Source organism: Ruegeria lacuscaerulensis (genome assembly GCF_013031245.1).
GTDB classification, from domain to species: domain Bacteria; phylum Pseudomonadota; class Alphaproteobacteria; order Rhodobacterales; family Rhodobacteraceae; genus Ruegeria; species Ruegeria lacuscaerulensis_C.
On record NZ_WPZL01000015.1, the window covers coordinates 61,624 to 85,970 of the forward strand.

Here is a 24,347-nt window from a genome sequence, read left to right on the forward strand (position 1 = left end):
GAAGCTCCCATTTCAATCAATCTTTTTTCGATATTGAAATCGCGGGTCGCATTCGTTGCCTCCGAACCTCCGCAACTGAATTGGTCCACGCCTATGTTTAGGAAACGGAGGACCAAGAATGGCAAACAAGCGACCGAAGCCCGAAGAGATTGTCTCTAAGTTACGGCAGGTTGAGGTGCTGATGGGGCAAGGTATGTCCCGTTTGGATGCGATCAGACAGATCGGCGTTGTTGAACAGACTTATTACCGTTGGCGAAAGAAATACGGCGGAATGAGCGTAGATCAGTTGAAGGAACTGAAGCGACTTCAGAAGGAGGACGAGCGGCTGAGGCGTGCGGTTTCCGATCCAACGTTGGACAAATTGATCCTGAAGGCGCCGGTGCCGTTTGGATCCAGCGGGTCGATCTTGCCGTCACTGGCTTTCTTGATCAGGAAGCCCTGCCCCGCAAGGATCGCCGCGAAATCCACGTTGCCGCTGCCCAGGGTGATCTGGACCGTATTGGCGTCCGGGGCCGTGATTCCGGTGATGTCCCCGATCAGCGGCCCAACCCCTGAACTGTTGCCTTCACCGCGGTGATAGTTCAGCGAGGCAATAACGTCGTCCGCTGTCAGTTCCTGCCCATCATGGAACTGGACACCTTTGCGGATGTTGAATGTCCAAGCCGAAGCATCTGCGTTCGGCTCCCAGGATTCTGCCAGTTCCCCAACCAGCGAACCGTCCGGAGCGATCTCGGTCAGGTTGTTGAATGCCGCGAAGGTGATGGCCCACTCAAACCCGTTCTCCAACAAACCCGGATCGAGTGAATCCGCGGTTGCACCGTGGGCAAGACCCACCCGCAAATGGCCGCCCTGGGCCGGTGCGGCCTTGGCAGACGAAGGTAGCCATAGTGATGAAGTTGCCCCAACTGCTGCAGTTGCAGCCGTAGTTTTCAAAAAGTTTCGACGGGTCGTACCCGCATTGTGATTGCGCATTTCCATTTTCTCCTTGCTGGATATTTATGGCCTTCTTGACGAGGCTCTTTGTAAATCCGAAATCACCATCCCCCCGATCAGGGAGATGGTGACTGGCTTGGTGAAATTAGGCCCCGGAGAACTTGTTCGCCTCCGGCTTCACGATGGGTTTGTGGAGTACAGCCTCGATCTCCGAGTCGCCGGGCTGGAACGTCGCCATGCGGAAGTAGGAATAAATCGGCAAATCCTGAACCGTCCACATCAGTGCGTCGGTATCGCCGGTGTTCCAGTGCTCGTGGTAGGAATGTGACGGGCACGAGAAAGTATCGCCGCCTTCCCAGTCGACTCGGTATTCGTTGATCGTCGAGTACCCAGTGCCTTCCATCACGTGATAGACCGAGCCGGGCGTGTGGCGATGCATCTCGATGCAATCACCGGGCTTGAGCAAGTGTACAGTCACCCACATAGTCGGAATGGTGGAATTGTAATCGCTGTCCATGCCCTTGAGTGAGATATACCGGGTGTTTCCGTCCCACTGGTCGTCATTCTTCATTTCTTCAAGCGCCGCCCGTACATCGCGGTTGCGCCACAACGCGGGTCGCACTGAGGGAGGAAACGCGCCATCCATATATTCGTGGTGGTTTTGAAATCCGCCGGCAGAGGGATCAATTTCCACAAATTCTGTTGGTGTTGTGCTGTTGCGCTTCAGTTTTTGGGTCAAGGTTGCCTCCTAAGGTTCGCGTTCCTTGACCTATTTGAACCGCATCAGCCTCATTTTTTTCGCAAAATTCGACACAATAATCCGAAAATCGTCGCATATCGCGAGAAAAGATACATGATTGACTTCTATTATTACGACAAATTGGCATCAGGATACCTCACACCAATGAATGTTCTCTGGATCATGTGCGACCAGTTGCGTTTTGACTATCTGGGATGCTCCGGACACCCCCATATCAGGACGCCCAATATCGACCGACTGGCCAAAGAAGGTGTGCGATTTGGTCAGGCCTATGTTCAGTCCACAATCTGCGGGCCGTCTCGGATGAGTGCCTATACCGGACGCTATGTGCGCTCGCACGGGTCAACCTCGAACGATGCACCTTTGCGGATCGGCGAACCCACATTGGGCGATCATTTGCGTGAGGTCGGCGTTGACGCCGTTTTAATCGGCAAAACCCATATGATCGCCGATACCGAAGGCATGGCCCGACTGGGCATTGATGTCGACAGCCTTATCGGCATCCGCAACAGTGAATGCGGTTTCTCTCCTTATGTGCGGGATGACGGCATCCATTCTGTTGTCGGAGACAACGAACCTGAGTATTTCACCTATCTGCGCAATCATGGCTACGACGCCGAAAACCCTTGGGAGGCATGGGCGAATTCTGCCGAAGGTGAAAATGGCGATATCGTAAGCGGCTGGTTCATGCGCCATGCTGGCAAACCCGCCCGCCTTCCTGCACATCTGACTGAAACAGCCTACATCACCGACCGGGCACTTGATTTTATGCAAGAGCGTGAAGGCCAGAGCAACTGGGTGGCGCATGTCAGCTATATCAAGCCGCATTGGCCGTATATCGCCGCCGCCCCCTATCATGCGATGTATGGGTTCGACGACGTGCTACCACCAGTGCGCGACAACGCCGAGCAGGACCATCCCAACAGCATCTATCGAGCTTTTCGGGAAGAGCGTTTCTCGCAGGCCTTCAGTCGCGATGATGTACGCAACACCGTGATTCCGACCTATATGGGGTTGATCTCGCAAATTGATGACGAAATTGGCCGGATCGTGGCGTATCTGAAGTCCACCGGGCAATATGAGACGACCATGATCATCATCAGTTCGGATCACGGCGATTACCTGGGGGATCACTGGCTGGGCGAAAAACAATTGTTTCACGACCCCTCTGTCCGAATTCCGTTGATCATCCGCGACCCCCGTAAGGAAGCGGATGCGACAAGGGGAACGGTTTCGAACGATCTGGTCGAACTGATCGACATTGCACCAACGCTGTTGGATTTCTATGCGGCCGAACCGAAACCACATATTCTTGAGGGCCGCAGCCTGAAGCCGATCCTTGAAGGGTTCCGGCCCGATGATTGGCGGAATTATGTGATCTCGGAATACAATTATCGCGAGGACCGGGCATATTGGTCGCAGCAGGACTTACCTGACCATCCAACGATACGCATGATCGCAGATGCCCGTTGGAAGCTGATGCATTTCGAAGATCAGCCACCAATGCTATTCGACCGGAGAACCGACCCGCAGGAACTTTTTGATGTTGCGCATCTGCCCGAGTATGCGAACGTGATTGCCGACCTTTTGGACAAGCTCTTTTTCTGGGCTCGAAATCCAAAGTCGGACGTGTGCACTCCACCCGGACCATTAAAAGAATTCTCGGAGCAAATGCGAGTCTATGACGCCGTTGCCGAGATGGGGTTTCCCATCGGCTATTGGCATGAAGACGAGTTGGAAACGGAACTCCTGAAGAAGAAGCTTTATGACAAAGACCAGTAAGTCACTTTTTGCGATTAGGGGGAGGCAGAATTGAAGAGTTTCAATTTTGTTCTGGTTCCCGGCTACAATCTTTCCACCATGTCTTTGGGGATTGAGACCCTCAGGGTTGCGAACCGAATGGCGGGAGGCGACGGCCAGTTTACCTGGAACATTTGCGCGGAGTCAGGAAGTAAGGTTGAATCGAGCAGCGGCTTGGAGGTATCGGTCGACTACCGCCTGCGCGAAGCCCCGGACACGGATTACATAGTTATCTGTGCCAGCCTGAATCTCCCGGATCGGCCATCCACAGAATTAGCCAACTTCATCAGGCAAGCCGTGCGCAAGGGCCAAAAAATATGCGCTGTGGGAGCTGGAACGATGTTATTGGCGCAATGCGGCGTTTTGAACGATCGGCGCTGCACCATCCACTGGGAAAACAAACCCTCTTTAATCGAATCCTGTCCGGACGTCCTGGCCTGTGATGGCGTGTTTGAAATCGACCGTAATTTCATGACCTGCGGTGGCGGCGTGTCCAGTTTGGATCTTTTCCTCAAGATTGTCGAAGATCAGATGGGAGCTTTGATTAGTGCCCGAACTGCCGATCAGTTACTCTATCAAGAGATCAGGGCTGCGGATGAGAAGCAGAAAACCGTCGAACTGAATCTGGCCGCCGGAATCGCTCCCTACGTTGCTCGTGCAATTGACCTTATGAAGGAAAATATTGAACATCCTCTTTCAATCTCTGAGATTGGTGATCGACTGAGGATCAGTCAGCGTCAACTTGAACGTCAATTTCACAAGGCTTTTGGTGAAACACCGACGAAATACTACCGCAGAACCCGTATTCGCCGCTCTAAAACGTTGATTTCGGAAACAACCTTACCTGTTTCTGAAATCTCTGTTGCGTGCGGGTTTTCCAGCAAGAGTAACTTCGACAGGGCATTTGCAGAATTTTATGGCATATCTCCCACGCGCTACAGAAAGTCGAAACACCTGTAGAGTGTGTCAAACCGAAACCGTCTTTCCGCTAGACAATCAGGATCGCAATAATGAACCAATCAGCTGAGACATCCTACGCCAATCTTGAGGCAGAAATACTAAGACTCTCCCGACAGGATCAGTCCGGAGGTTTATCGCCCTGGTTCGCCGACACCCTGCACCAGCAGATCGAAACCGGCATTTATTCGCCCCCTGCGGTTCTGGAACAGGACATGGGCGCTCTGATTGGCAGACTGGTCGACTACCGTGAGAACAGCGGATTGTCTAAGGTTGCGATCGGCATGTCCGGCGGCGTTGACAGCGCGCTGACGGCCGCCCTTTTCAAAGAGGCCGGCTGGCAGGTCTTCGGATATACGATGCCGATCCTGCAAGACCCCTCGGAAACCGAAAGAGGTGTGCAGGCCTGTCGTCAGATGTCCATCGAACACGCCCAGATCGACCTGACCGCACAATATCAGTCAATGGTCGCGGCACTTGAAGCCGTGGACCCGACCTTGCGGGACGCAACATCCAAGGCGGCGCGTGTTCGAAACGGCAATATCCGGGCGCGACTTCGCATGATCACGCTCTATAACCAGGCGCACAGTCTGGGCGGGCTGGTTGCCAGCACGGATAATTTTTCCGAACTGTCGGCAGGGTTCTGGACCATCAATGGCGATGTCGGCGACCTTGCCCCCATTCAGTCGCTTCTGAAATCATGGGAGGTTCCGTGGATGGCGCGCGTTATCGGCATTCCGGACTCGATCTGGAAGGCCAAACCGACAGATGGGCTGGGCATCGATGACGGAGACGAGGCACAGATCGGCGCCACCTATCTGCAATGGGATATTACCGTCCAGGCATTGATGGGCCTGTTCAGCCAGGGTCAGGGCGGTGTTGACAGAAACACAATCTCTGCCCTGAGCGCGGAAAACGACCCGGCGGCACACCCGATCCTGAAAACGGTAGAAACCAGATTACGTGCTACCAGATTCAAACGCTCCGGGCCGCAAATGCTGCCCCACCCGCGCGAGCCCCGGTTTGAATTGCTCAGCCAGGTTGATCGTGCAAGATTGACTCGTGTTGGCTGAGAACAAACGTCATGTTGGTGACAACCTGGAGGCAAAGGAACCTTCAGTTTCGCTTTGGCACTGATTTGGTCCTGTCGCCAGATTGGCGTCAAAGCGGGCTTCGAGCGTGTCTCAACCCGGTTACCTGGACGCGTTCGAGCGCATGGAAAGTGACAGAATATTCTCGATCTCCGTTGCACTGGACATGGCATGCGCTGCTTTCTGCATCGGCAAAGGCAAGCACTAGATCCGAAATACAGATACTAACAACTGAATTGGAATTACCATGACCGATCAACCAGCAGCATACGGCATCGCGCGTACTCTTTCGGCCAGCAAGTATCTTCAGCAACTTTGCAAACACTGGTCGCACAAGGCCGAAACTCAGTTCGATGCGGCAGAGGGTTCAGTCCGCTTCGATTCCGGTGAAGAGGTTTTCCTGGCAGCCAAGCCAGACGCGTTGCACGTCACCGCGCGCGTGAAGGTGGGCGATGATTTGGATGCCTGGAAAAAAGTTATTGCCGAACACCTGATCCGCTTCGCCTTCCGGGAAGAACTTGATGTGGACTGGACCGGAAAAGATCTGCCTTAAACTGACGAGGCAGGACATCAATACCACCGCCCCGATTCACGCTAACAGCGAAGAAAAAACACCAATCCGCATTTATACCGCCACCTGCTTAGCTGGATCTGGCTGAAGAGCGATCCCGGAAATTGCCGGCAACGCAAAAGCTCTGGGGCACAAATCCCTTCAGACAACGCTGGATTACCATGCAGAGGTAGATGAGAATCTCGCACTCGACCAATGGCAGGAGTATCTCGATGACAAGCGAAACCCAAACTGGGCTGCTACATCAACTTGAAACCCTATTGAGGGAAGAACAACCGAACCTCAATCGTTATGAAGTGTCAGCGGCCGCCGAAGCCTTCCTCCTAAACCGCGAGGAGATGTAGCGTGTCCCCAGCATGAGGGGGGCCGCAAGACACTTGGACAAATTGGTCTCAGAGAAAGGCAAAATAGCGGGTCAGGCGGAATTTGCCTGGCTCCAGATTGCTGCATCTTACCTGTGGGGGCGTCAGGAAACGGCCTGTTTCGCACGTGTGTTGCGAGACAACCGGGTTGCTCCAAAGAAAGAAAAAAAGACAGAATGGGATCGCACGGCTGATGCAATTGCAGCTCTCCCAATAGAGTGGCAGCCGCCTTTTGTTGAGGTTTTGGAAGCATCCCGGAAAATTCAGCGAACACGCTGAAGATCGATAATTTGGAACGCCGGCAACATCGCCAGCGCAATCTGTGCATTGTCTCTCTGGCACAAGCACTTCCAAAGGGCGGGGCATGATCCACTGGATACCGGTGTGCACATTCGGTTATTTGCGCAAGCCCTCGAAGGTGGCGGGGTTGCTGCACGCCCGATCCAATCCTACCTGCAACATATTCTCGCTGAATATTGCAGCGTCCTTCAACCCGGCTTTTAGTCAGACGCCTGAGCCTTCGTGATCGAAGAATGCCGGCGATTGGCAGAGCAGCAGGGAGCCCTGACCAAGAAGGCGTATGTTTCTGCCACCGTTCCTTATGATCTTGGTATTGAACTCATGGAATTGGCCCAACAAAAGCCAGTTCTTGAGTTAAGCACTGCTCTGCTATACCGCGATGGACTCAAATTTGCTCTTGGCATTGCGCTTCCGCAAAGGGCGCGTGCGCTGCCTGTTCTCGAGAGTGAGATCACGATAGGGTTCGATGTGCGGTCGGGCATCTGGGTGGATATCCCCGGCGCCGCTCTCAAAATGCGGCAGGGGCAGAAAGTCCAGTGCGATTTCGTGCGAAGGCAAAACAACTCTTCGCTTTAGGATACCTTTCAGGAATATCTGACAGTATATCGACTGATCTTCGACGATGGTGGTTTCTTGTTTCCCTCTAAAAACTCTCCGGGGTCGGCGATCTTGGAATAGCATATTGGCCGCGTCACCAGTAGCATCGCAGAGGACCGGTTCGGGATCAGAGTTTCCATTCACCGATTCCGTGACAGTGCGCCGCCGGAGGTGTCGGAAGAGCTGGAAAATGGCAATATGCTCGCTCCTGCGCTGCTCGGGCACCGAGAACAGCGCACAACGGATCGCCATTTTGACCACGTGGAAGGGGTGAAAGGTGCCAAAGAGTTTGGCGCACCGGTGTAATCCATGCGAACGGGCCCGGTGGAACTTGATCTCTGAAAATAATTCCGCCCACCGCCGCAAATCGCTGAATTTTCCGAGCGCAGTTAAAAAAGGATATACAATACCCTCACGGGGTGAGGGGCCTCTTTTCTCAACTAATCCCGCCCACCGCCTTAACTTCCGCTAACAGCCTCACCGACAATAGTTGCGCTTTTGCCAAGCAAACTGGCGGCAAAGCGATGAGTCGGAACGCCCTCGTACCGAATACACATGCAAACGCTTGCCGCCGATGGATTAGGCTACTCAGCTTCGACCCGTTCCAAACCCGCTGACAGAAGCATGTCCTCCAGCCACGCAATCGCATGTCCCCGCACGCTACTATAGGCAAAGAATGCTCGTTACATGGCGCGGGTTAATGCCCAACTCGCGGATGTATTGAATGGCCCAAAACAGGCCTTCGACAGATGCGGCCTGATTGTCCGAACTTTCTAGAGATTGTGGCATCCTTACCAAGAGAAATACGAACGCTCGGTTCACACCACGTTGCGATCGATGCTTGGTGTCGCGAATACTTCGGGCTCAAGTCGAACACGGCCCGCATCTGTCAACTCATAGCACGCGCGTCCAACAAAAGCTGCTGCGGTCAAGGCACGTCCTTGACCCGCCCCGGTGTCCAAATTCACCCGGTTGCCACGGTGTCCAGCTTTTTTCACCGGGGTGTGGCCGTGGATGACCAACCATGGGTGTTCGCGAGTGTCATTCAGGAACTCGTCACGAATCCAGATCAGGTCATCGCGATCCTGTTTTTCAAACGGCACACCGGGTTTGATGCCTGCATGGGTAAAAAGTAGTTCGCCTTCTATGTGGTAATAAGGCCGTTCGCAAAGGAACTGGATGTGTTCTTGAGGAACGGCTGCGCGGGCGCGATCGTGCACTCTGTAGATCGGCTCGTCTTCGGCAACTTCGACCCCATAAGATTTAAGGGCCTCGATGCCACCGATCTGATCATGAAGCCAATGGTACCCAACGGGAAACCGAGCGTCGTTTCTGGGATAATTCTCCATGAACATGGCTAACATGCGGTCATGGTTGCCCAGTAGGCAAATCCAGTCGCGCCCCTCAGCCAAACCGGCGAGCAGCAGGTCGATCACCTCACGACTGTGAGCTCCCCGGTCGATATAGTCGCCCAAAAACACGATCCGCGCGTCAGCACCGCCGTCTTTTTCGATGCGTGCCAGCGCGCCCTCAAGTTGTGCAAGTTGTCCGTGAATATCGCCAATGGCATAAACTGGTGCGGTCATATCGTTCTATTTCTCGGCAGTCTCCAACGTCCAAGGCGGTGACATCTGGTCGTTCCCGGAGTTCAATCAGTGATCGCCGGGAACACTTAATATCAACTGTTCATCCGCGCGAACGCTTGTTTTGGGGATCGTAAATCGGGCCAGTGTGGATCTTGGCGGATTGGGCATGGCCGACATTGATCGTCTGGCCGTTGTTGGCCAAAGCGCTGGTCACATATCCCATGGCCAGTGCGCGCCCGACGGAATGGCCCATGGCTGCCGAGGTTACACGCCCAACGTGTTGCCCTTCTACTGACAGTTCGATCCCGGCTTCAGGGGCATCAGCGCCTTCCGGCATTTCGATCAACACCAGTTCTTGCTCGGTTCCAGAGGATTTGAGCGCTTCAATCGAAACCTTTCCGGTGTAGGCCACCTCTTTGGCGCGGATTGTCCAGCCGAGTCCGGCCTCGACGGGGTTGTTGGCTTCGGTGATGTCCCGGCCGAAGATCGGATAGCGTTTTTCGATGCGCAGCGAGACCATCGCGGCAACCCCGCAGGGTACAAGGCCTTTGTCAGCTCCTTGTTCGAGAATTGCGTCGTAGAGGTCTTCGGCATTCTGCGTCGGGATGAACAGTTCGTATCCCAGTTCGCCGGTAAAGCCTGTGCGCGAGATGATGACGTCATCGACACCGTTCAGGGAGGTTTCGACAATCTCGAACGGTTTCAGAGCCTCATTGGACAAGTCCGCATCCGTCATTGCCTGTAGGCAAGCGCGCGACTGTGGACCCTGTATGGAAAGCGAGGTGTATCGATAGCCTAGCGATACAACGTTGGCTTCCAATTCCTGGCCCGCTGCCTTGAGATGGTCGACAATCACCCCCACACGGTGCGGTGCCGGACAGACCCAGAATTTGCGGGCATTTACGCGCCAGGTAATGACGTCGTCCAGAAAACAGCCCCGTTCATTCAGGATGCCGCAATAGGTCCCCTTCATATCCGGCAGCTTGGTAACATCGGCGATATGGGTTTCATTGATCAGTCGTTCGGCATCGCGACCTGTCACCTCAACAAGAAACTGTCCGAAGATTTCAAACAGCCCGGCCTTTTCGCGGGTCGTCAGATGCTCTGTCTTCGGGTCGCTAAAAGCAATCGGAGCATAGTATCCACCGGCATTACGTATCTTAGCGCCGCGGTTGATAAAGCTGTGGTAAAGGGGGGTTTTCTTGGCGTCCATGATGGGTTTCCGTTCAGTTTTTACAGGAAGAGCGTCGGGCGCTCGCGTTTGAAAATCCGGTCTTCAGGTTCTGTGCCCAACAGCTCCCTGGCGTGACGATGACCGGAATAGACGGCAGCCTGAATGGTGCCGGGGACTTCTGCGTCGCCGATGGCTGTGTGTTTGATGCCCTGTGCCGCAAGCGCATCGGACAAACCGGTTTCCGGGACGCGATTGGTGACAGAAATCAAAGTTATTGCGGCAATGTCGGGTAATCCTTCGCCGGTGTCGGAGCGGATCACAGATAGCGCGCCGTCCTGCCATCCGGTCGCGGTGGCGTTCGGATACATTTTCACACTCGCCGCCAAAAGCTCGCCCAACATTCTGGATTGCTCCAGCGTGTTACCCATCCAGCCGGCCAGCGCGGCCATCGGAGTGACGATGTGAACCTCGTGACCCTTTGTAGCCAGATCCACTGCCAAAGCGTTGGCCATATAATAGTGGTCATCATCGTAGATCACGACCGGTCCGGGAAATTCGGTGCCGTTCAGAACATCATCCGGGGTGAGAGCGTTGTCCTCAAACCCTTGGATTGGCGCAAGGTTCGATCTGCCCCGGCCGTCTCGCAACCAACGCGAACCTGTGGCAAGAAGAATGTGATCGGCGCCGAATTCCGCAACGGCATCTGCGTCAAGCTCACTGTCAGCGTAAAGATGGACATTGCCCATCTGTTGCAATTGGTACAGCCGGTAGTCGCGTACCCGTCCCCATGAGGCCAATCCCTTGATGGTCGATTCACGCAAGGAACGTCCGCCCATCTCGGCAGCTTTGTCGGCAACCGTGACTTCGTGCCCGGCGCGGGCAAGCGTCAGAGCGGCCTCCAATCCGGCAGGGCCGCCGCCGACAATCAGAATGTTCTCAGCAGTTTCGGCAGGTGGCACCGTTTCCGGATGCCAGCCGCGGCGCCATTCCTCGGACATGGTCGGGTTTTGGGTACAGCGAACCTGTACGCCTGATAACTCGACCGAGACACATACGTTACAGCCGATACATTCGCGGATGTCCTCAATGCGGCCCTCTCTAATCTTGTTGGGCAGGAACGGATCGGCAATTGACGCGCGCGCCGCTCCGATCATGTCTAGAACACCGCGTTTGATCTGGCTGACCATTGTGTCAGGAGAGGTAAAGCGCCCAACGCCAAGTACCGGCTTGTCCGTTACTTTTTTGACGAAACTGGTGAACTCTTCCTGATACCCTTGTCGGGCGTAGCGCGCGGTTTGGCTGTCCGCGCTCCACCCCGAGATGTTGACGTCCCAAAGATCCGGAAGATCGGCCAAGGCCTCTACTACGTCCCGGCCTTCGCCGTCGCAGGTTATGCGTTTCGGTCCCGAGGCTTCGTGTACTGCAAATCGCAGTGCAACCGCCATTTCTCCAGCGGCTTCTTCCTGCGCCTCTTCCAGCACTTCGCGCAGCAGGCGCAGGCGGTTCTCGAACGATCCGCCATATTCGTCCGTTCGGTGATTGTAATGGGGCGAAAGGAAATGCCACAGGATCGAGGCATCGTGGCTGGCATAGACATAGGCCATGTCATAGCCTGCCCGTTTCGCCCGCCCGATCGCCGCCCGGAACGACGCGCGCAGGCGCTTGATGTCCGACTTGTCCATCGCCTTGGCGCTGTAAGGCATGTCCGGTTTCAGGGTCGGCAGTGACGACGGGCCCATCACCGGATACCCGTTCTCGATCCCGCGCGACCGGATACCCGTGTGGGCCAGTTCGATCGAGGCCAGGGCACCGTGAGAGTGAATGCGTTCGACCGACTTCGCATGGACCTTGACGTCACCGTCGTCCCAAAGCCTTTCGTAGGGCAGGCCGGAGAGATCCGAGGTCGGGTCGATCTCGGACAGCTGCATCCCTATGATGCCCCACCCGCCTTCGGCGCGCATTTCGCGGATACCGATGGCGCCATTGGGCATCAGATGGGAATGCCCGGTGGCGTAAGGCATCATTACAAAGCGATTGGGTGCCGTAACAGGGCCGATCCGCAAGGGCTCAAACAGAATATCGTACTGGCCATCCACCATGTCAGCCTCCGGTCTTTAGCGTGCCATCCGCTATCCAGCCGTCGATGATCTCAAGCACTTTTTCCGAGAACGCCTTGTCGTTGATGTGGCAATCCATAACGGTCAGATCGATAGGATCGCTCATTTCCTTTTTGTAGGCGTCAACCATGATGGCGAGGGACTCGGGATCGTGGGCCGGCATCCCTTCGGTATCCCAGGCGTGAATGCCCTGAGTGGGCAGGACGAATTTGACCGGCCCCTTGGATTGCTTAAGTCGGTTGGCAACCTCATGGGCCAATTGGCCGCGTTCTTCGCCCGTCAGAGATGCCGACGCCAACAGGCGGTTATGTGCGTGATACGGCCGGTCACGGAACCGCTCGGGAACAGGTTGCCAAGTGGCAAAATCGATCATGTCGCCAAATCCCGGTGCCGCAATAATCGGCGTGGCATGGCGGCCAGCTGCGGTCATCCGGTCGGCCCCGGCATTGACAATCGATCCAACCATCAGGTTGCCGATTTCGGCGACGGCCAGTTCCAGCACACAGGCGAAATAACCTTGTTCGGCGAGGCTCTCCATCGCCATGCCACCCATGCCGGTGCCGTGGAACACCGCCAGCGAAAAGCCCCGGTCGATCAGCGGCTGACGCAGATGCACCATATAGTGCAGCGCGGACGAGCCGAAGCTGACCATGCCGATCACCGGGCGATCGGGGTCTGGGGCGCGAACTGCTTGTGCTGCGCCATAGACAGCGCCCGCTGCCTGGCTCAGTGTCGCCATGCAGATATCATTTAGACCATAAAGGCCGCCTGCCCACAGGATCATCTGAATGTCCGCCGAAAGGCGCTCTGGCGGAATCAGGGCTGAGAAGGCAATGGTCGAGACGACGTATTTTGGAACACCAATGGGCAACACGCGGGCACAATCCAGTGCCAGATCGGTGCCCATCGTGCCGCCAAGCGCCAGCATTCCATGAATTTTACCGTCGGCATACAGCTTCGCGGTCAGTTTCGAGGCACCGTCCGCCATGATCTGCATGGCGTGGTTTTCATCACCCGAGTCGATGGCGTCTTGGACGGTCTTCCCGGCCGCCGCCGCCACGTCATGCTTGGAAATATCCGTCGGCTCGGACGGGTCCCCCAATACGCTGACATCCATGGAAATGACATTGCCGCCCAGTTTGCGGATGTTGTCACAGACATAATTCAGTTCCGGGTCTTTGGTGTCATAGGTACCGATGACCAGAATGGTTTTTGGGTCGTTCATGTTTTCCTCCCTGATACGCCTCAACCGCGCATGATTTCTCCCTTGGGGTCATAGAATGGCGCCAGCTGCGCCGTGATCGGGTACATTTGTCCGGCGATCTGCACCTCGAACCCTCCTTCGTCGATCCAGCTTTTGGATACGCCATCGGAATTTTCCAGCGAGGCGAGGCCGATCATCTGCTCAAGCCGGAAGCCCCAGTCGCCGCTGGTGACGTGGCCGACGATCTTGCCGTCTTTCCAAATGGGTTCATTGTGGATCAGATAGGGGCCTTCTTCGGCTGTCAGGCCGGGTACCGTGATAGATACGGTTCTGTGAAGTGGCGTAGCTGACTCGGCCTTTTGCTTGAGCAATGCTTCGCGCCCGACAAAATCCTCTTTGTCCAGCCGCACCGCAAATCCCAGCCCGGTTTCAAAGGGTGTATCATCCTCACCAATGTCGTGACCAAAGTGACGGAAGCCTTTCTCCAGACGGCACGCGTTCATGGCAAACATTCCCATGTGGCGCAGACCATGTGGTTTGCCCGCCTCCAACAGCGCGTCGTAAATTCCGGCCGTGAATTCGGTCGGGGCCATCAGTTCGTAACCCAGCTCACCCAGGAACGAGCGGCGGATTGTCAGGGCGCGGGCATGGGCGACGTCAATTTCGCGGGCGGCCCCAAAGGGGAATGCGTCGTTGGACAGGTCGTCGCCGCTGATCGCCTGCAGGATGGCACGGGATTTCGGGCCGTGTAGAGTCAGCAACCCAAAAGCGGACGTCGCGTCGAAAACCTCGAACCTCCAATCCTCATCGGCATTTGATTTGATCCAGTGCTTATCGCGCATCTGGCTGGGGTGGCCGGAAACCACCATAAAGCTCTGAGGCGCGATACGGGTTACGGTTACATCCGCTTCGATCCCGCCGCGGGCATTGAGGAACTGGGTGTAGACCGACGTGCCAACGGCAACATCCATCTCGGCACCGCACACCCGGTTCAACGCCTTCGCGGCATCAGGCCCCTGAACCTGAATCTTGGCGTACATCGACTGATCGAGGATTACCGCGGCATCACGTGCGGCAAGGCATTCGTCTTTGACATGCGCCGACCAGGGCTTCCATCGGATCGATGGCTCATCGCGCCAATCCCCGCCATAGTACATCGGGACTTCCCAGCCGATCCGTTCGGCAAACTGCGCACCCGATTCCTTCAGCCGGTCATGCAACAGAACCCGGCGTACTCCGCGCGCTGATGTGACCTGCCGCCCGGCCCAGTGGATACCATAGTGAAAACCGACCGCTTCGGCGGCGCGTTCCGCATTATAGGCCGTGTTCTTCTGGAACGGGTGCGCACGCACCGCCAACAGGGGCAGCATGGACCGCGACGGCATCCCGTCGATGATCCACTCGGCCATGGTCAATCCAGTGCCGCCTGAATTCAGAATCCCGTTGGAATTCATTCCGGTGGCCAGATAGACACCTTTGATTTCGGAAGACGGGCCCATGTAGGGGCGCCCATCGGGCGTAAAGCTTTCCGGCCCGTTAAAGAAGGTTTGAATTCCCATCTCGGCCAGCGCAGGCATCCGCGCGAACATACGCTCCAGTTCGGGCTCGACATGTTCCATGTCAAACGGCAACTCGTCGAACTCGAAATCTTCCGGAATGCCATTGCGAGCATAAGGTTTGCCCATCGCCTCGAAACCGCCAATCAGCAGCTTGCCCGCATCCTCTTTCCAATAGGTGCGTTCTTCGGCGATATTCAGGATCGGCTGCGTCGAAGGCAGCCCCTCGACCGGCTCCGTCACAATATAAAAGTGTTCCGCCGCGTGCAGCGGCACCGTTGCCCCATGCGCCTTGGCGAACAGATGGCTCCACATGCCGCCGGCAATCAGTACTTTTTCGGTGGCAATCACGCCGCGATCGGTTTCGACGCCGGTGACTTTGCCATTTTTGAGAACCAGGCGCTCAACTTTGGTTTCCTCAAAAACCTGCGCACCCAGTGCCCGCGCCCCTTTGGACATTGCCACCGAAACATCCAGCGGATTGACCTGGCCGTTCGATGGCACGAAGAACGCGGATTTGACGTCGCTGACTTCTACGTCGGGCCAATATTCCTGCAATTCCGGTACCGAGAGGATCTGTGTCGGAATGCCCATTCTCGCGGCATGGTCATGACTGCGTAATAATTGTTCGTGGCGCACGTCGCTTAGCGCAAGGTTGATCGTGCCGTTTTGCTTGTAACCTGTGCCTTGCCCAGTCTCAATTTCCAGCGCTTGAAAGAGCTTGGCCGTGTATTTCCCAAGCTCGGTTTGCGATGTGCTGTCACGCAACTGACCCACAATCCCGGCGGCATGCCATGTGGTGCCACAGGCTATTTTTTTTCGTTCGATGAGGACTGCGGGCACGCCTCGATGCGCCAAATGGTACAACGTCGACACACCAATAATACCACCGCCAACAATGACGACCGGGGCCTGATCGGGAAGGGGTTTGGACATTTTTGTCTCCGGACAAATCAGAGCTTTCAAGGGTGCAAGGCCACCCCAGAGTGAGATCTCTTCAGTTTCTCTTTGGGATTGGTTGAAGGCCGAGTGCCGCCGATGGCAGCCGTTCCTGATCGGGCTGCGAGCAAGACGGCAGAATTCAAAGGGATCAATTCTTGTTTGGTGGGGTTTCGGGACCTTGCGAGGGTAACGATAAAGCTGGCGGCGCCGGCCGCACCGAAGATCGGTGCAGACAAGGATGTTGTGGATGAATTCGCCTCGGGTGAAGGAGCAACGCCTTGCGCTCTAAACTCTGACGTCGCCGCATCCCAATTTGACTTGTTAGAATTCAATTGGGCAACATCTGACAATGCTTGGTCACACACAGCACACAGGCAGACTCCAGGGCTCGAATATGTGGAAATTTCCTGAAAGGTGCCTTCTTGTGGCCTTCCTTGATTGAATACCAGAAGCGGCACCAGGGGTTTCGGCTGCACCGAGTACAGAAACGCCCAGCAGGATGCTTCTTCCGAAGCGACTTCAAGGACCTGCGCAAGAATATTGAGAAACGACACGTCAGAATTCGACAAGCGTGCTAGGTCGAAAATTGCTGACCCAAGTCTATATTCCTTTGTGCTGGTATCTTGCTCAAGAAAAGAATTTGATTCGAGCTCACACAGGTACCTGTAGACAGTTGCCTTGTTCTGCCCTGTAAGTCGGGAAATTTCGGATAGGCCAAACTCACTTGAGCCTTCGGAGAAATAGCCTAGAATTTTCAGCGCCTTAGAGACCGTTCCCATCCTTTTCTCCTTTTTTGTCTTCCCGTTGCGTTGTGAATTTTTGCGTCACTTTCCACGCCAGAGTTGACACAAAATGAGTCACTGTGCAATTATTATTTGCACAAGTGGTGACAATAGTGAACCCAATAAACTTGCTCAGGGAGAGAGAAATGCTCAAGAAAACACTTGCCGCAACCATGTTGACTACGATGGCGCTGGCACCGGTGGCGGCTCAGGCCGAATATCCGGAAAAGCCCGTGGAGTTTGTTAATCCGTGGCCTCCCGGTGATCTCGAAGACGTGTTGACGCGCATGATCGCGGAAGACTTTCAAAATGAATACGGCGTGCCGGCCGCGGTCGTGAACAAACCCGGCGGTGGCGGTGGTCCGTTCCCTGGCGCGGTCGAGGTGGCCGGGGCCAAGCCTGATGGTTATACCGTCGGATCTTTTATTGTGGCCGTGCCGGTTGTTGGTCCACAGATCGGCATTCCTGAACTGAACCCGAACCCATTTGAACCGCTTGGCGCATTTCTGACTTATCCGTTTGTCATTGTCGCCGGAAAGGATGCTCCTTACGACGACGTGGACGGGCTGGCCGAATACGCCAAAGAGAATGACGTTGCTCTGGGCCACTTTGGCGCTCCGCTGATCCCGACCAAAGTGACCATGGCGCTGGCCAACGAAAAGGGTTTCTCTTTTGGTTCGGATGCCGCCTTTGACATGCTGGACTGCAATTCTCTGGCATCGGGCGACGTTGACGTTATGAACACCACCCTGCAGTTGGTTCTGCCCTGCATTGATGACATCAAGGTGCTTGCGTCGATCGGTGGTGAACGCATCAGCCTGACACCGGATGCGCCCACCGTGTCGGAGATTTCGCCAACGTTGGACATTGCACTGTGGAACGGGTTGTTTGTTCACAAGGACACGCCCGCAGATGTTCGCGAAAAAATCATCGCAGTTGCTGAAAAGACCATGAAGTCCGAGCGCGCGCAAAAGTTGGCCGAAGAAACGGGCGCATTGGTTTATTGGCAGAGCGCGGACGATACGCAGGCCTTGATCGAAAAGAACATTGAGACATTGGGCAATATCGACAGCATGCTCTCGCAGTAGCGTTGTTTCTCCCGGGGCGACCGGCATGTTATGTGCCGGTCGCCTTGCTCCATGAACACGGGACAAGCATGGGAGGATGCCTGTGATACGCGCGAAAACTCTTCAGGACTTATTCAAACGCTACAGAAGGCCAGGTGATCTGGTCTTTGCCTGGGCCTTTTTGGCCTTCAGCCTGTTTCTTTGGTTCAATCTGGATGCTCAGACCGAAACCGTCAAAGGGACAAAGTGGGCGGCTCAACCATCCTTTTGGCCAACCGTCGCGGTGTATACGATGGTCGGGTTCGGTGCGCTTCACCTGGTCAGCTCATTCGTGTCGCCTAAACTTGAAGGGCGCTGGCGAGAGGTGGGTTTCTGGCTCCGGTCTTTCGAATACGCTGCGTGGTTCATGGCATACGTTGTTCTGGTTCCGCGGCTTGGATACCTGCCGTCCACGATCCTTTTCACGGTCGTGCTGACAATTCGGTTGGCCTATCCACTACGCCCGTTTCTGGGGGCCGCTGTAGCACTGGCCGTGACCGTTGTTGTCGTTTTCAAGTCCTTTCTACAAGTGAAAGTCCCGGGAGGTCAGGTCTATGAATACCTGCCCGACACGCTGCGCGCTTTCATGCTAACCTATTTCTGAGAGGCATCATGGACGCGTTGCTTTCCGGAGTTGAACTCCTTGCCCGCTGGGACGTCTTGGTCGCGTTGTTCATCGGGTCGGTCGGAGGAGTGGTCATTGGTGCCATTCCCGGCGTCGGTGCGGCGGTGGCCATTGCCATCCTGTTGCCGGCAACCTTTTCCCTGGATCCAATTGTCGGATTGACCATCCTGCTGGGTATCTATGGCAGTTCGATGTATGGCGGCGCCTTGCCCGCCATTCTGATCAACACCCCCGGCACGGCGGTTAACGCGCTGACCACCTATGACGGGTACCCCATGACCAAGCGTGGTGAAGCGCGCCGCGCGCTGGCTCTGGCCTATTCCGCATCGTTCTTTGGCGGGATCTTTTCGATCCTGTGCCTGATTCTGCTATCGCCACTGTTGGCGTTGATCGCACCGCATTTTGGCAGCCGTGAGATTTTCCTGGCAGCACTGCTGGGTATCATTTTGGTGGTTCTGGCGCATCGGGGGCAGGTCTTTGCTGCGGGTATGCTGGTAGGTTTTGGTATTCTGCTGAACTCGGTTGGGCTGGAGCCCATCAAATACACCCGCCGGTTCACATTCGACCAAACCTGGCTTGCCAGCGGGTTTGACCTGATTGTCGTGGTTCTCGGTCTTTTTGCGTTGTCCCAGGCTTTTCTCTTATTGGTCGATAAGGACAACACGCCGCATCCACAGCCCATCGAAGGGTCGATGCTGTCCAACCTCAAAGAGCTCTGGCTCTACAAACGCGTGGCGTCCGCAGCCTCCGGGTTCGGCGTGCTGATGGGGATGATCCCCGGTGTCGGAGAGTTCACAGCGCAGTTCATGTCTTACACCTATGCGCAAAAAACATCGAAAACCCCTGAAGCTTTTGGTGAAGGGTCGCCCGAGGGGCTAATCGCGTCTGAAGCGGCGAACAATGCCGTTCCGGGGGCCGCTATGATCCCGCTGCTGGCGCTAGGTATTCCGGGCGAGGCGCTGACAGCGATGATGTTGTCGGTCTTCTATGTTCACAATGTGATCCCGGGTCCGCAGTTGTTCCAGAACCAGTTGGATTTTGTTTACGCGCTCTATATTGCGATGATCGTTTTGAACGTGATCGTCATGGTCTTTCTGCTGTTCTCGACCAATCTTCTGACCAAGGTCATCCAGATCCCCACCCGGTTTTTGGGAGTTGTTATCCTGACGCTCAGCTTTGTGGGTGTCTACTCTTTGCGCAATTCAGTAGTGGACTGCGCCATTGCCTCGGGCTTTGGCATTCTCGGCCTGATCCTGAAGCGGCTGAACCTGCCGCTGGTGCCGATTATTCTGGGCATGGTGCTTGGCGGCATCATGGAGACGAAATTGCGGACTTCGATGGTTCGCGTAAAGACCCCATGGGATTTTGTTGACCGGCCCATCGCGGCCATTCTTGTACTGCTGATTGTTTTCGTCTTGCTCATGCATTTCAGAACGCTGCGCCGCGAGCACAAGGAACGGATTGCCGAGATGGACCACGATCATGACGTCCACACGTCACAACAGGGATAAACATGCTTGATCAATCTAAAATCGACGCCCTGCGCGATCTGCAGCTGGCACCTCGGTCTCTCATCATTGATGGCGAACTATGTGCAGGCGAAACCGGAGAAACCGATGAAGTGCTTTCACCTGTCAATGGGCAGGTCCTGACAACAACGGCGGCGGGCTCCAAAGAAGATGTGGATCGTGCGGTAGCGGCGGCGCGGGCAGCTTTCGAAGACGGACGGTGGTCGCGCCTTGCCCCTGCCGCGCGCAAAAAAGTGATGCTGAGATGGGCTGATCTGATTGAAGCAGAAGCGCTGGAGCTGGCGGTTCTGGGGGTGCGTGACAACGGCACCGAAATTTCCATGGCTATCAAGGCCGAGGTCGGTTCAGCGATAAATACCATCCGATACTATGCCGAGGCGATCGACAAAATTTATGGGCAGGTGGCGCCTACCCCAGAGGACATTCTGGGACTTGTGCACCATGAACCTGTTGGTGTGGTGGCGGCGATTGTGCCGTGGAACTTCCCCCTGATGATCGGCACATGGAAGCTGGGTCCGGCTCTTGCGGCTGGAAACTCGGTGGTGCTCAAGCCGGCAGAGACGGCATCCTTGTCCTTGCTGCGCATCGCCGAACTGGCGCTTGAAGCGGGAATTCCGCCAGGTGTCCTGAATGTCGTCACCGGCGCGGGTCGTGTGGTGGGCGAGGCTATGGCAATGTCCATGGATGTGGATGTGATGGTGTTCACCGGATCGGGCGCGGTTGGCCGCAGGCTTCTTGAAAACTCCGCACGTTCCAACATGAAGCGCTGCTATCTTGAACTCGGCGATAAATCCCCCAACATCGTTTTCAATGATGCCCGTGATCTGGCCGAAGCCGCCAAGATCAGCGCTGGGGGTATTTTCCGAAACTCCGGCCAGGTCTGCGTGGCGGGCTCGCGCCTGCTGGTGCAAAAATCCATTCATGATGAGTTCGTTGCCGAATTGGCCAAACATGCTGCCGCAATGAAAGTTGGTGACCCATTGGACATCACCACCAATGCCGGGGCCGTGAACAACCTGACTCAGCTGGAGCAGAATCTGAGGTTTGTGGAAACGGCCCGGGTGGAAGGCGGTACGCTCTATCAGGGCGGCAACCGCATTCTGGAAGACACTGGCGGCTACTTTATGGAACCTACAATTGTCACCAATGTGAAACCCCAAGACAGCGTGGCGCAGAAAGAGGTATTCGGACCCGTACTGTCCGTCATGCCATTTGAGACTGAGGCTGAAGCGGCGGCAATTGCCAACAGTACAGTTTACGGGCTGGCGGCAGGTGTTTGGACTGCCGATCTGGGCCGCGCTCATCGGATGGTTCGCGCCGTGCGATCCGGTGTTGTCCACGTCAACACCTATGGGGGCCCCGACGTGACGGTTCCCTTAGGTGGGGTCAAGCAATCCGGAAACGGACATGACAAATCCCTGCACGCCTTCGAGAAGTTCCTCGATCTGAAAACAGCCTGGATCAAACTCTGAACGTGAGAGGTAGCATTGAAGCACTTCGGTGAAATTCGCGGAGAAAGCGAGAATGCCCCCCAAAGCATAAAGCCTTTGGAGTTCATTTTCCTTCTGTGCCCCGGGTTTTCACTTTTGGACTTGGCGAGCGCAATCGAGCCACTCGCGTCAGTAAATCGTCTGACCGGCCAAGTGCGATACAAATGGCGTGTATTGTCCAAAGACGGTAAGGACGTTCCCTGCACCATCGGAGTGTCCTATCCGGCAGATGGAGCAATTGATGACGACGCTTCCTGTGACCGCCTGTTTATCTGCGCTTTTGACGACAAAGCGGTGGATAATGCTGGCAATATCGTTGGTTGGCTGCGCCGCCGGGCCCGTATGGGCACTCGTTTTGGAGCACTTGGAACAGGGGCTACATGGCTTGTGCGTGCAGGTATCGTAGGCACACGCGCCTTCACGCTTCATTGGAGTGTAAGGAACAGCTTTTTCGAAATGCATCCTGACCACAAACCTGCGGCTCAGATATTCACGTCAGATGAGAGATTTATCACCTGTGCCGGTGGGCAGTCTGTCTCCGATATGATGCTTAACCTGATCAAGGCTGAAATGGGGAAGGATATCGCGGCCAAGGTGGCAGATCACATGATCAGCGGTCATCCAAGAACCGCTGACACGCCACAGCGCCTGTGCGCCGCGCATCGATATGGAACGCGCAATGCGCAATTCCTGTCCATCATGGAGACGCTGGAAGCCGATGAAACCTGTGAAGTGACCATAGACGATTTGATCCGCCAGCACGCCATATCAAGAAGGCAGCTTGAGCGTTTATTCAATCGGCACTGCGGAACATCTCCTTCGCGCTTCATCAAACAGGTAAGGCTGGAGAGGGCAAAGGAACTTTTGAGCCAAACAAGAATGAGCGTGTTGGAGGTATCTGTGGCCTGTGGATTTGGGTCCGTTGCCAATTTCTCCAAGTCTTTCTCAGAGCGATACAACTGTCGCCCTTCGAATTACCAGGGATGAAATCCACTTGGAATTCCTGATAGTTGGGCGGAGCGTAATTCGCAGGAGATGCACGCCACTGTTATTGGAACCCCGTCAGCGAAGATTGCATACGCGCAACGGCTTTTTGCAGAAACGGCAATAGCTCGTTGATCCGTGCCTCGTTCATATTGGCATCAGGAACTGCGATGGCGACTGTTCCGACAGGATCAGGGTCTTCGGCAAAGAATGGCATAGCGATGCTTGCCACACCGTTTTCAAAGGTGTTGCGGCTTTGGGAATACCCCGCCTCCCGAAATTCGTTGATCGCCCGCACTATGTCGGGCTTTTTGGTCAGGGAAGTGTCCGTCGTTTTCTCACGCTTGATCGAAAGAATCCGATCGCGGGTCTTGTCGGTCGCGAAAGCCAGGTAAATCAAACCGGAAGACGTAAGATGAAACGGAAGAATCTGAGTAGGAATGATGTTAATCACGTTGCCTTTGCTGGGCATGCAATAGGCGATCGTTGTCATACCTTTTTCACCGGGCACGCTGATATGCACGGTCTCGTCCACTTGCTCTGACAACCAGTCCGTCGTTTCCTGAGCGGCACGTACAATAGGAACCGTTGCTTCACGTATACGCGCAAGCCGCAAGAAACCGTGCCCAAGACGGTATTTTCCACCGGCAGCAACCTGTTCGATAAATCCATGTTTTGCCAACGCGACCAAGAGTCGACGTGTGGCAGCTTTGTCCAGCCCGGAAAGAGTTGCAATTTCACTCAGCCCAATTTCGATACGTTCCATGGAAAACTGGTCGAGAACCGACATTGCTTTATCGACTGTCTTCATGGTGCACCCTCTTCTGCTTGACGTCTGACACAAATAAAAAAATTCGATACATCATTGTCAATAGTGAACCATTGGGCCAAATGCCTCAAAGCAGACTTTCACACTATTCGCAGCTAAGGTCTGCAATCCGCCCTCATTGACGTGCGCTGTAACGGCAAACTTAGGTTTTCCTAATCAGCTTGCGCTTTTGTTACAGCCGACTTTCCTGCACACATTTGCGCTCAGAGTAAATGGCCATTTTTTGCATGAACAGCCCCGGCGACAAAAGGAGCCAAGTGCGCGTGGGTCCAACCATCCCATTGCGCTACCAACCTTTGCAGCCGCTTCATCGTATTGATAGATCGGTTTCGACTTGAAGGAAGTCAACAACCAACCCCTTTCGTCGTCAAAAACAAAAATCTCTCAGGTGCAAAACGCTCATGCAGCGCTTGGTAAACCATATCCATCGTGGCAGGCGGTGTTCTCATGGACTCTTCGAATCCTTTGCGGACCACATTGTCCACCATCGGCATCAAACCCAGGTCCCCAAAAACATCCGAGCAATCGTGGCGAAAGCAAAGAGGTCTGGAAACTGTCACTCCTTGGTGAATAACTTGAAGCAAACTGAGCGGCCGCCTTCTTCAAGCAATAGTTTCCCTGTCGCGATGGTGTTGACCACAAGTTTGGATAGAACTTTTTCGAATGTCATTTCGCTCTCCTATTGTTCCGTTATCAGTTTCGGGTGGGAGGTGCGTTAATTTCAGGATCAGAGAAATGAGTTTGTTAGATTATTTCGACAAAAAAAGTTGCTCGTCCAACAATCCAGGTGCCGGTAGCATGTCAGGATACTTATCCGATTGCTCAGATTGCCGCCTGGTCTCGTGCATATATCAAAAAGCAATCTATCCAAGTGTTACCAGCTTTGCGACGAAGGAAACTTCCTAGGCTCTATACTGGGTAGGAACCACAAGAGTGCATTGGTGAAATTTACTCGTCGCGGCAATGCTTCTTACCTTGGTGATCCAATGGCCTTCAGAATAACTGTAGCATGTGCCCCAGCATAGGAACGGGTTTTGCTAGGGTGTTCGGAA

The 24,347-nt window shown here is 55.0% G+C and carries 21 protein-coding genes and 1 pseudogene; 13 read left to right on the forward strand and 9 right to left on the reverse strand.

Translation table 11 applies throughout. The features are described from left to right. Window positions 1-118: 118 nt before the first annotated feature. Window positions 119-373: pseudogene (locus GOX66_RS16385) on the forward strand (transposase); the annotation flags it as partial. Here GOX66_RS16385 and GOX66_RS16390 read toward each other — a convergent pair. Together GOX66_RS16390 and GOX66_RS16395 are read right to left on the reverse strand one after the other, a co-directional pair. After that, entirely contained in the window at window positions 307-978 is a 672-nt protein-coding gene (locus tag GOX66_RS16390; RefSeq protein ID WP_336509492.1) for an ABC transporter substrate-binding protein, read from the reverse strand. The pseudogene GOX66_RS16385 and the gene GOX66_RS16390 sit on opposite strands and share 67 nt — an antisense overlap. Before the next feature lie 100 nt (window positions 979-1,078). Beyond that, complete coding sequence (locus tag GOX66_RS16395; RefSeq protein ID WP_170763817.1) at window positions 1,079-1,672, reverse strand: cupin domain-containing protein; 594 nt, start codon at window positions 1,670-1,672, stop codon at window positions 1,079-1,081. A gap of 114 nt (window positions 1,673-1,786) precedes the next feature. On the opposite strand from GOX66_RS16395, the gene GOX66_RS16400 reads away from it, so the two are divergent. The 7 genes from GOX66_RS16400 (at window position 1,787) to GOX66_RS16425 (ending at window position 7,350) form a co-directional block, all read left to right on the forward strand. Next, window positions 1,787-3,475 (forward strand): sulfatase-like hydrolase/transferase, encoded by a 1,689-nt coding sequence (locus GOX66_RS16400; RefSeq protein WP_237212638.1) that lies wholly within the window; start codon window positions 1,787-1,789, stop codon window positions 3,473-3,475. Window positions 3,476-3,505: 30 nt separating this feature from the next. After that, a complete protein-coding gene (locus GOX66_RS16405) occupies window positions 3,506-4,453 on the forward strand; it encodes a GlxA family transcriptional regulator (RefSeq protein WP_170763818.1) in 948 nt (315 codons plus the stop codon). A gap of 50 nt (window positions 4,454-4,503) precedes the next feature. Further along, window positions 4,504-5,523, forward strand: a complete 1,020-nt coding sequence (gene nadE, locus GOX66_RS16410) for an NAD(+) synthase (RefSeq protein ID WP_170763819.1) — start codon at window positions 4,504-4,506, stop codon at window positions 5,521-5,523. Window positions 5,524-5,788: 265 nt separating this feature from the next. Beyond that, complete coding sequence (locus tag GOX66_RS16415; protein ID WP_170763820.1) at window positions 5,789-6,094, forward strand: DUF2218 domain-containing protein; 306 nt, start codon at window positions 5,789-5,791, stop codon at window positions 6,092-6,094. A gap of 230 nt (window positions 6,095-6,324) precedes the next feature. Beyond that, window positions 6,325-6,456, forward strand: a complete 132-nt coding sequence (locus GOX66_RS26065) for a hypothetical protein (RefSeq protein WP_272871520.1) — start codon at window positions 6,325-6,327, stop codon at window positions 6,454-6,456. A 33-nt stretch (window positions 6,457-6,489) separates the two neighbouring features. Then, window positions 6,490-6,753, forward strand: coding sequence for a hypothetical protein (locus tag GOX66_RS16420; RefSeq protein WP_170763821.1), 264 nt, complete (start codon window positions 6,490-6,492; stop codon window positions 6,751-6,753). Window positions 6,754-6,996: 243 nt separating this feature from the next. Next, a complete protein-coding gene (locus tag GOX66_RS16425; RefSeq protein WP_170763822.1) occupies window positions 6,997-7,350 on the forward strand; it encodes a hypothetical protein in 354 nt (117 codons plus the stop codon). Between the two features lie 839 nt (window positions 7,351-8,189). Here the strand turns inward: GOX66_RS16425 and GOX66_RS16430 are convergent. The 6 genes from GOX66_RS16430 to GOX66_RS16455 form a co-directional block, all read right to left on the reverse strand. Continuing rightward, window positions 8,190-8,957, reverse strand: coding sequence for a metallophosphoesterase family protein (locus GOX66_RS16430; RefSeq protein WP_170763823.1), 768 nt, complete (start codon window positions 8,955-8,957; stop codon window positions 8,190-8,192). 100 nt (window positions 8,958-9,057) lie between these two features. Then, window positions 9,058-10,170: an aminomethyl transferase family protein gene (locus tag GOX66_RS16435; RefSeq protein ID WP_170763824.1), complete on the reverse strand. Its 1,113-nt coding sequence runs from the start codon at window positions 10,168-10,170 to the stop codon at window positions 9,058-9,060. Window positions 10,171-10,190: 20 nt separating this feature from the next. Continuing rightward, the gene (locus GOX66_RS16440) at window positions 10,191-12,230 is read right to left on the reverse strand and encodes an FAD-dependent oxidoreductase (RefSeq protein ID WP_170763825.1); all 2,040 of its coding nucleotides are present in this window, start codon (window positions 12,228-12,230) and stop codon (window positions 10,191-10,193) included. Window position 12,231: 1 nt separating this feature from the next. Further along, complete coding sequence (locus tag GOX66_RS16445) at window positions 12,232-13,473, reverse strand: Tm-1-like ATP-binding domain-containing protein (RefSeq protein WP_170763826.1); 1,242 nt, start codon at window positions 13,471-13,473, stop codon at window positions 12,232-12,234. A gap of 20 nt (window positions 13,474-13,493) precedes the next feature. Next, window positions 13,494-15,944, reverse strand: coding sequence for an FAD-dependent oxidoreductase (locus tag GOX66_RS16450; RefSeq protein WP_170763827.1), 2,451 nt, complete (start codon window positions 15,942-15,944; stop codon window positions 13,494-13,496). Between the two features lie 26 nt (window positions 15,945-15,970). Next, window positions 15,971-16,729, reverse strand: coding sequence for a helix-turn-helix domain-containing protein (locus GOX66_RS16455; protein ID WP_170763828.1), 759 nt, complete (start codon window positions 16,727-16,729; stop codon window positions 15,971-15,973). Between the two features lie 149 nt (window positions 16,730-16,878). Here GOX66_RS16455 and GOX66_RS16460 point away from each other — a divergent pair, with 149 nt between their 5' ends. From GOX66_RS16460 to GOX66_RS16480, 5 genes are all read left to right on the forward strand, one after another. Beyond that, a complete protein-coding gene (locus GOX66_RS16460; protein ID WP_170763829.1) occupies window positions 16,879-17,820 on the forward strand; it encodes a tripartite tricarboxylate transporter substrate binding protein in 942 nt (313 codons plus the stop codon). Window positions 17,821-17,896: 76 nt separating this feature from the next. Next, complete coding sequence (locus GOX66_RS16465; protein ID WP_174822769.1) at window positions 17,897-18,442, forward strand: tripartite tricarboxylate transporter TctB family protein; 546 nt, start codon at window positions 17,897-17,899, stop codon at window positions 18,440-18,442. Window positions 18,443-18,450: 8 nt separating this feature from the next. Continuing rightward, window positions 18,451-19,974 (forward strand): tripartite tricarboxylate transporter permease, encoded by a 1,524-nt coding sequence (locus GOX66_RS16470; protein ID WP_170763831.1) that lies wholly within the window; start codon window positions 18,451-18,453, stop codon window positions 19,972-19,974. 2 nt (window positions 19,975-19,976) lie between these two features. After that, window positions 19,977-21,464 carry an aldehyde dehydrogenase family protein gene (locus GOX66_RS16475; protein WP_170763832.1) on the forward strand — a complete coding sequence of 496 codons (1,488 nt, stop codon included), beginning with the start codon at window positions 19,977-19,979 and terminating at the stop codon, window positions 21,462-21,464. Window positions 21,465-21,479: 15 nt separating this feature from the next. Continuing rightward, entirely contained in the window at window positions 21,480-22,469 is a 990-nt protein-coding gene (locus GOX66_RS16480; protein ID WP_170763833.1) for a GlxA family transcriptional regulator, read from the forward strand. A 61-nt stretch (window positions 22,470-22,530) separates the two neighbouring features. On the opposite strand, the gene GOX66_RS16485 is transcribed toward GOX66_RS16480, so the two are convergent. Next, window positions 22,531-23,277, reverse strand: a complete 747-nt coding sequence (locus tag GOX66_RS16485; RefSeq protein WP_170763834.1) for an IclR family transcriptional regulator — start codon at window positions 23,275-23,277, stop codon at window positions 22,531-22,533. Window positions 23,278-24,347 lie beyond the last annotated feature (1,070 nt).

What these genes read in the sequence shown, in the direction of transcription:
- GOX66_RS16450 (WP_170763827.1), bottom strand. Translation starts at nt 15,944, where the DNA reads ATGTCCAAACCCCTTCCCGATCAGGCCCCGGTCGTCATTGTTGGCGGT.
- GOX66_RS16400 (WP_237212638.1), top strand. Translation starts at nt 1,787, where the DNA reads ATGATTGACTTCTATTATTACGACAAATTGGCATCAGGATACCTCACA.
- GOX66_RS16465 (WP_174822769.1), top strand. Translation starts at nt 17,897, where the DNA reads ATGCCTGTGATACGCGCGAAAACTCTTCAGGACTTATTCAAACGCTAC.
- GOX66_RS16445 (WP_170763826.1), bottom strand. Translation starts at nt 13,473, where the DNA reads ATGAACGACCCAAAAACCATTCTGGTCATCGGTACCTATGACACCAAA.
- GOX66_RS16430 (WP_170763823.1), bottom strand. Translation starts at nt 8,957, where the DNA reads ATGACCGCACCAGTTTATGCCATTGGCGATATTCACGGACAACTTGCA.
- GOX66_RS16470 (WP_170763831.1), top strand. Translation starts at nt 18,451, where the DNA reads ATGGACGCGTTGCTTTCCGGAGTTGAACTCCTTGCCCGCTGGGACGTC.
- GOX66_RS16390 (WP_336509492.1), bottom strand. Translation starts at nt 978, where the DNA reads ATGGAAATGCGCAATCACAATGCGGGTACGACCCGTCGAAACTTTTTG.
- GOX66_RS16440 (WP_170763825.1), bottom strand. Translation starts at nt 12,230, where the DNA reads ATGGTGGATGGCCAGTACGATATTCTGTTTGAGCCCTTGCGGATCGGC.
- GOX66_RS16435 (WP_170763824.1), bottom strand. Translation starts at nt 10,170, where the DNA reads ATGGACGCCAAGAAAACCCCCCTTTACCACAGCTTTATCAACCGCGGC.
- GOX66_RS16485 (WP_170763834.1), bottom strand. Translation starts at nt 23,277, where the DNA reads ATGAAGACAGTCGATAAAGCAATGTCGGTTCTCGACCAGTTTTCCATG.
- GOX66_RS16475 (WP_170763832.1), top strand. Translation starts at nt 19,977, where the DNA reads ATGCTTGATCAATCTAAAATCGACGCCCTGCGCGATCTGCAGCTGGCA.
- GOX66_RS16460 (WP_170763829.1), top strand. Translation starts at nt 16,879, where the DNA reads ATGCTCAAGAAAACACTTGCCGCAACCATGTTGACTACGATGGCGCTG.
- GOX66_RS26065 (WP_272871520.1), top strand. Translation starts at nt 6,325, where the DNA reads ATGACAAGCGAAACCCAAACTGGGCTGCTACATCAACTTGAAACCCTA.
- nadE (WP_170763819.1), top strand. Translation starts at nt 4,504, where the DNA reads ATGAACCAATCAGCTGAGACATCCTACGCCAATCTTGAGGCAGAAATA.
- GOX66_RS16415 (WP_170763820.1), top strand. Translation starts at nt 5,789, where the DNA reads ATGACCGATCAACCAGCAGCATACGGCATCGCGCGTACTCTTTCGGCC.
- GOX66_RS16455 (WP_170763828.1), bottom strand. Translation starts at nt 16,729, where the DNA reads ATGGGAACGGTCTCTAAGGCGCTGAAAATTCTAGGCTATTTCTCCGAA.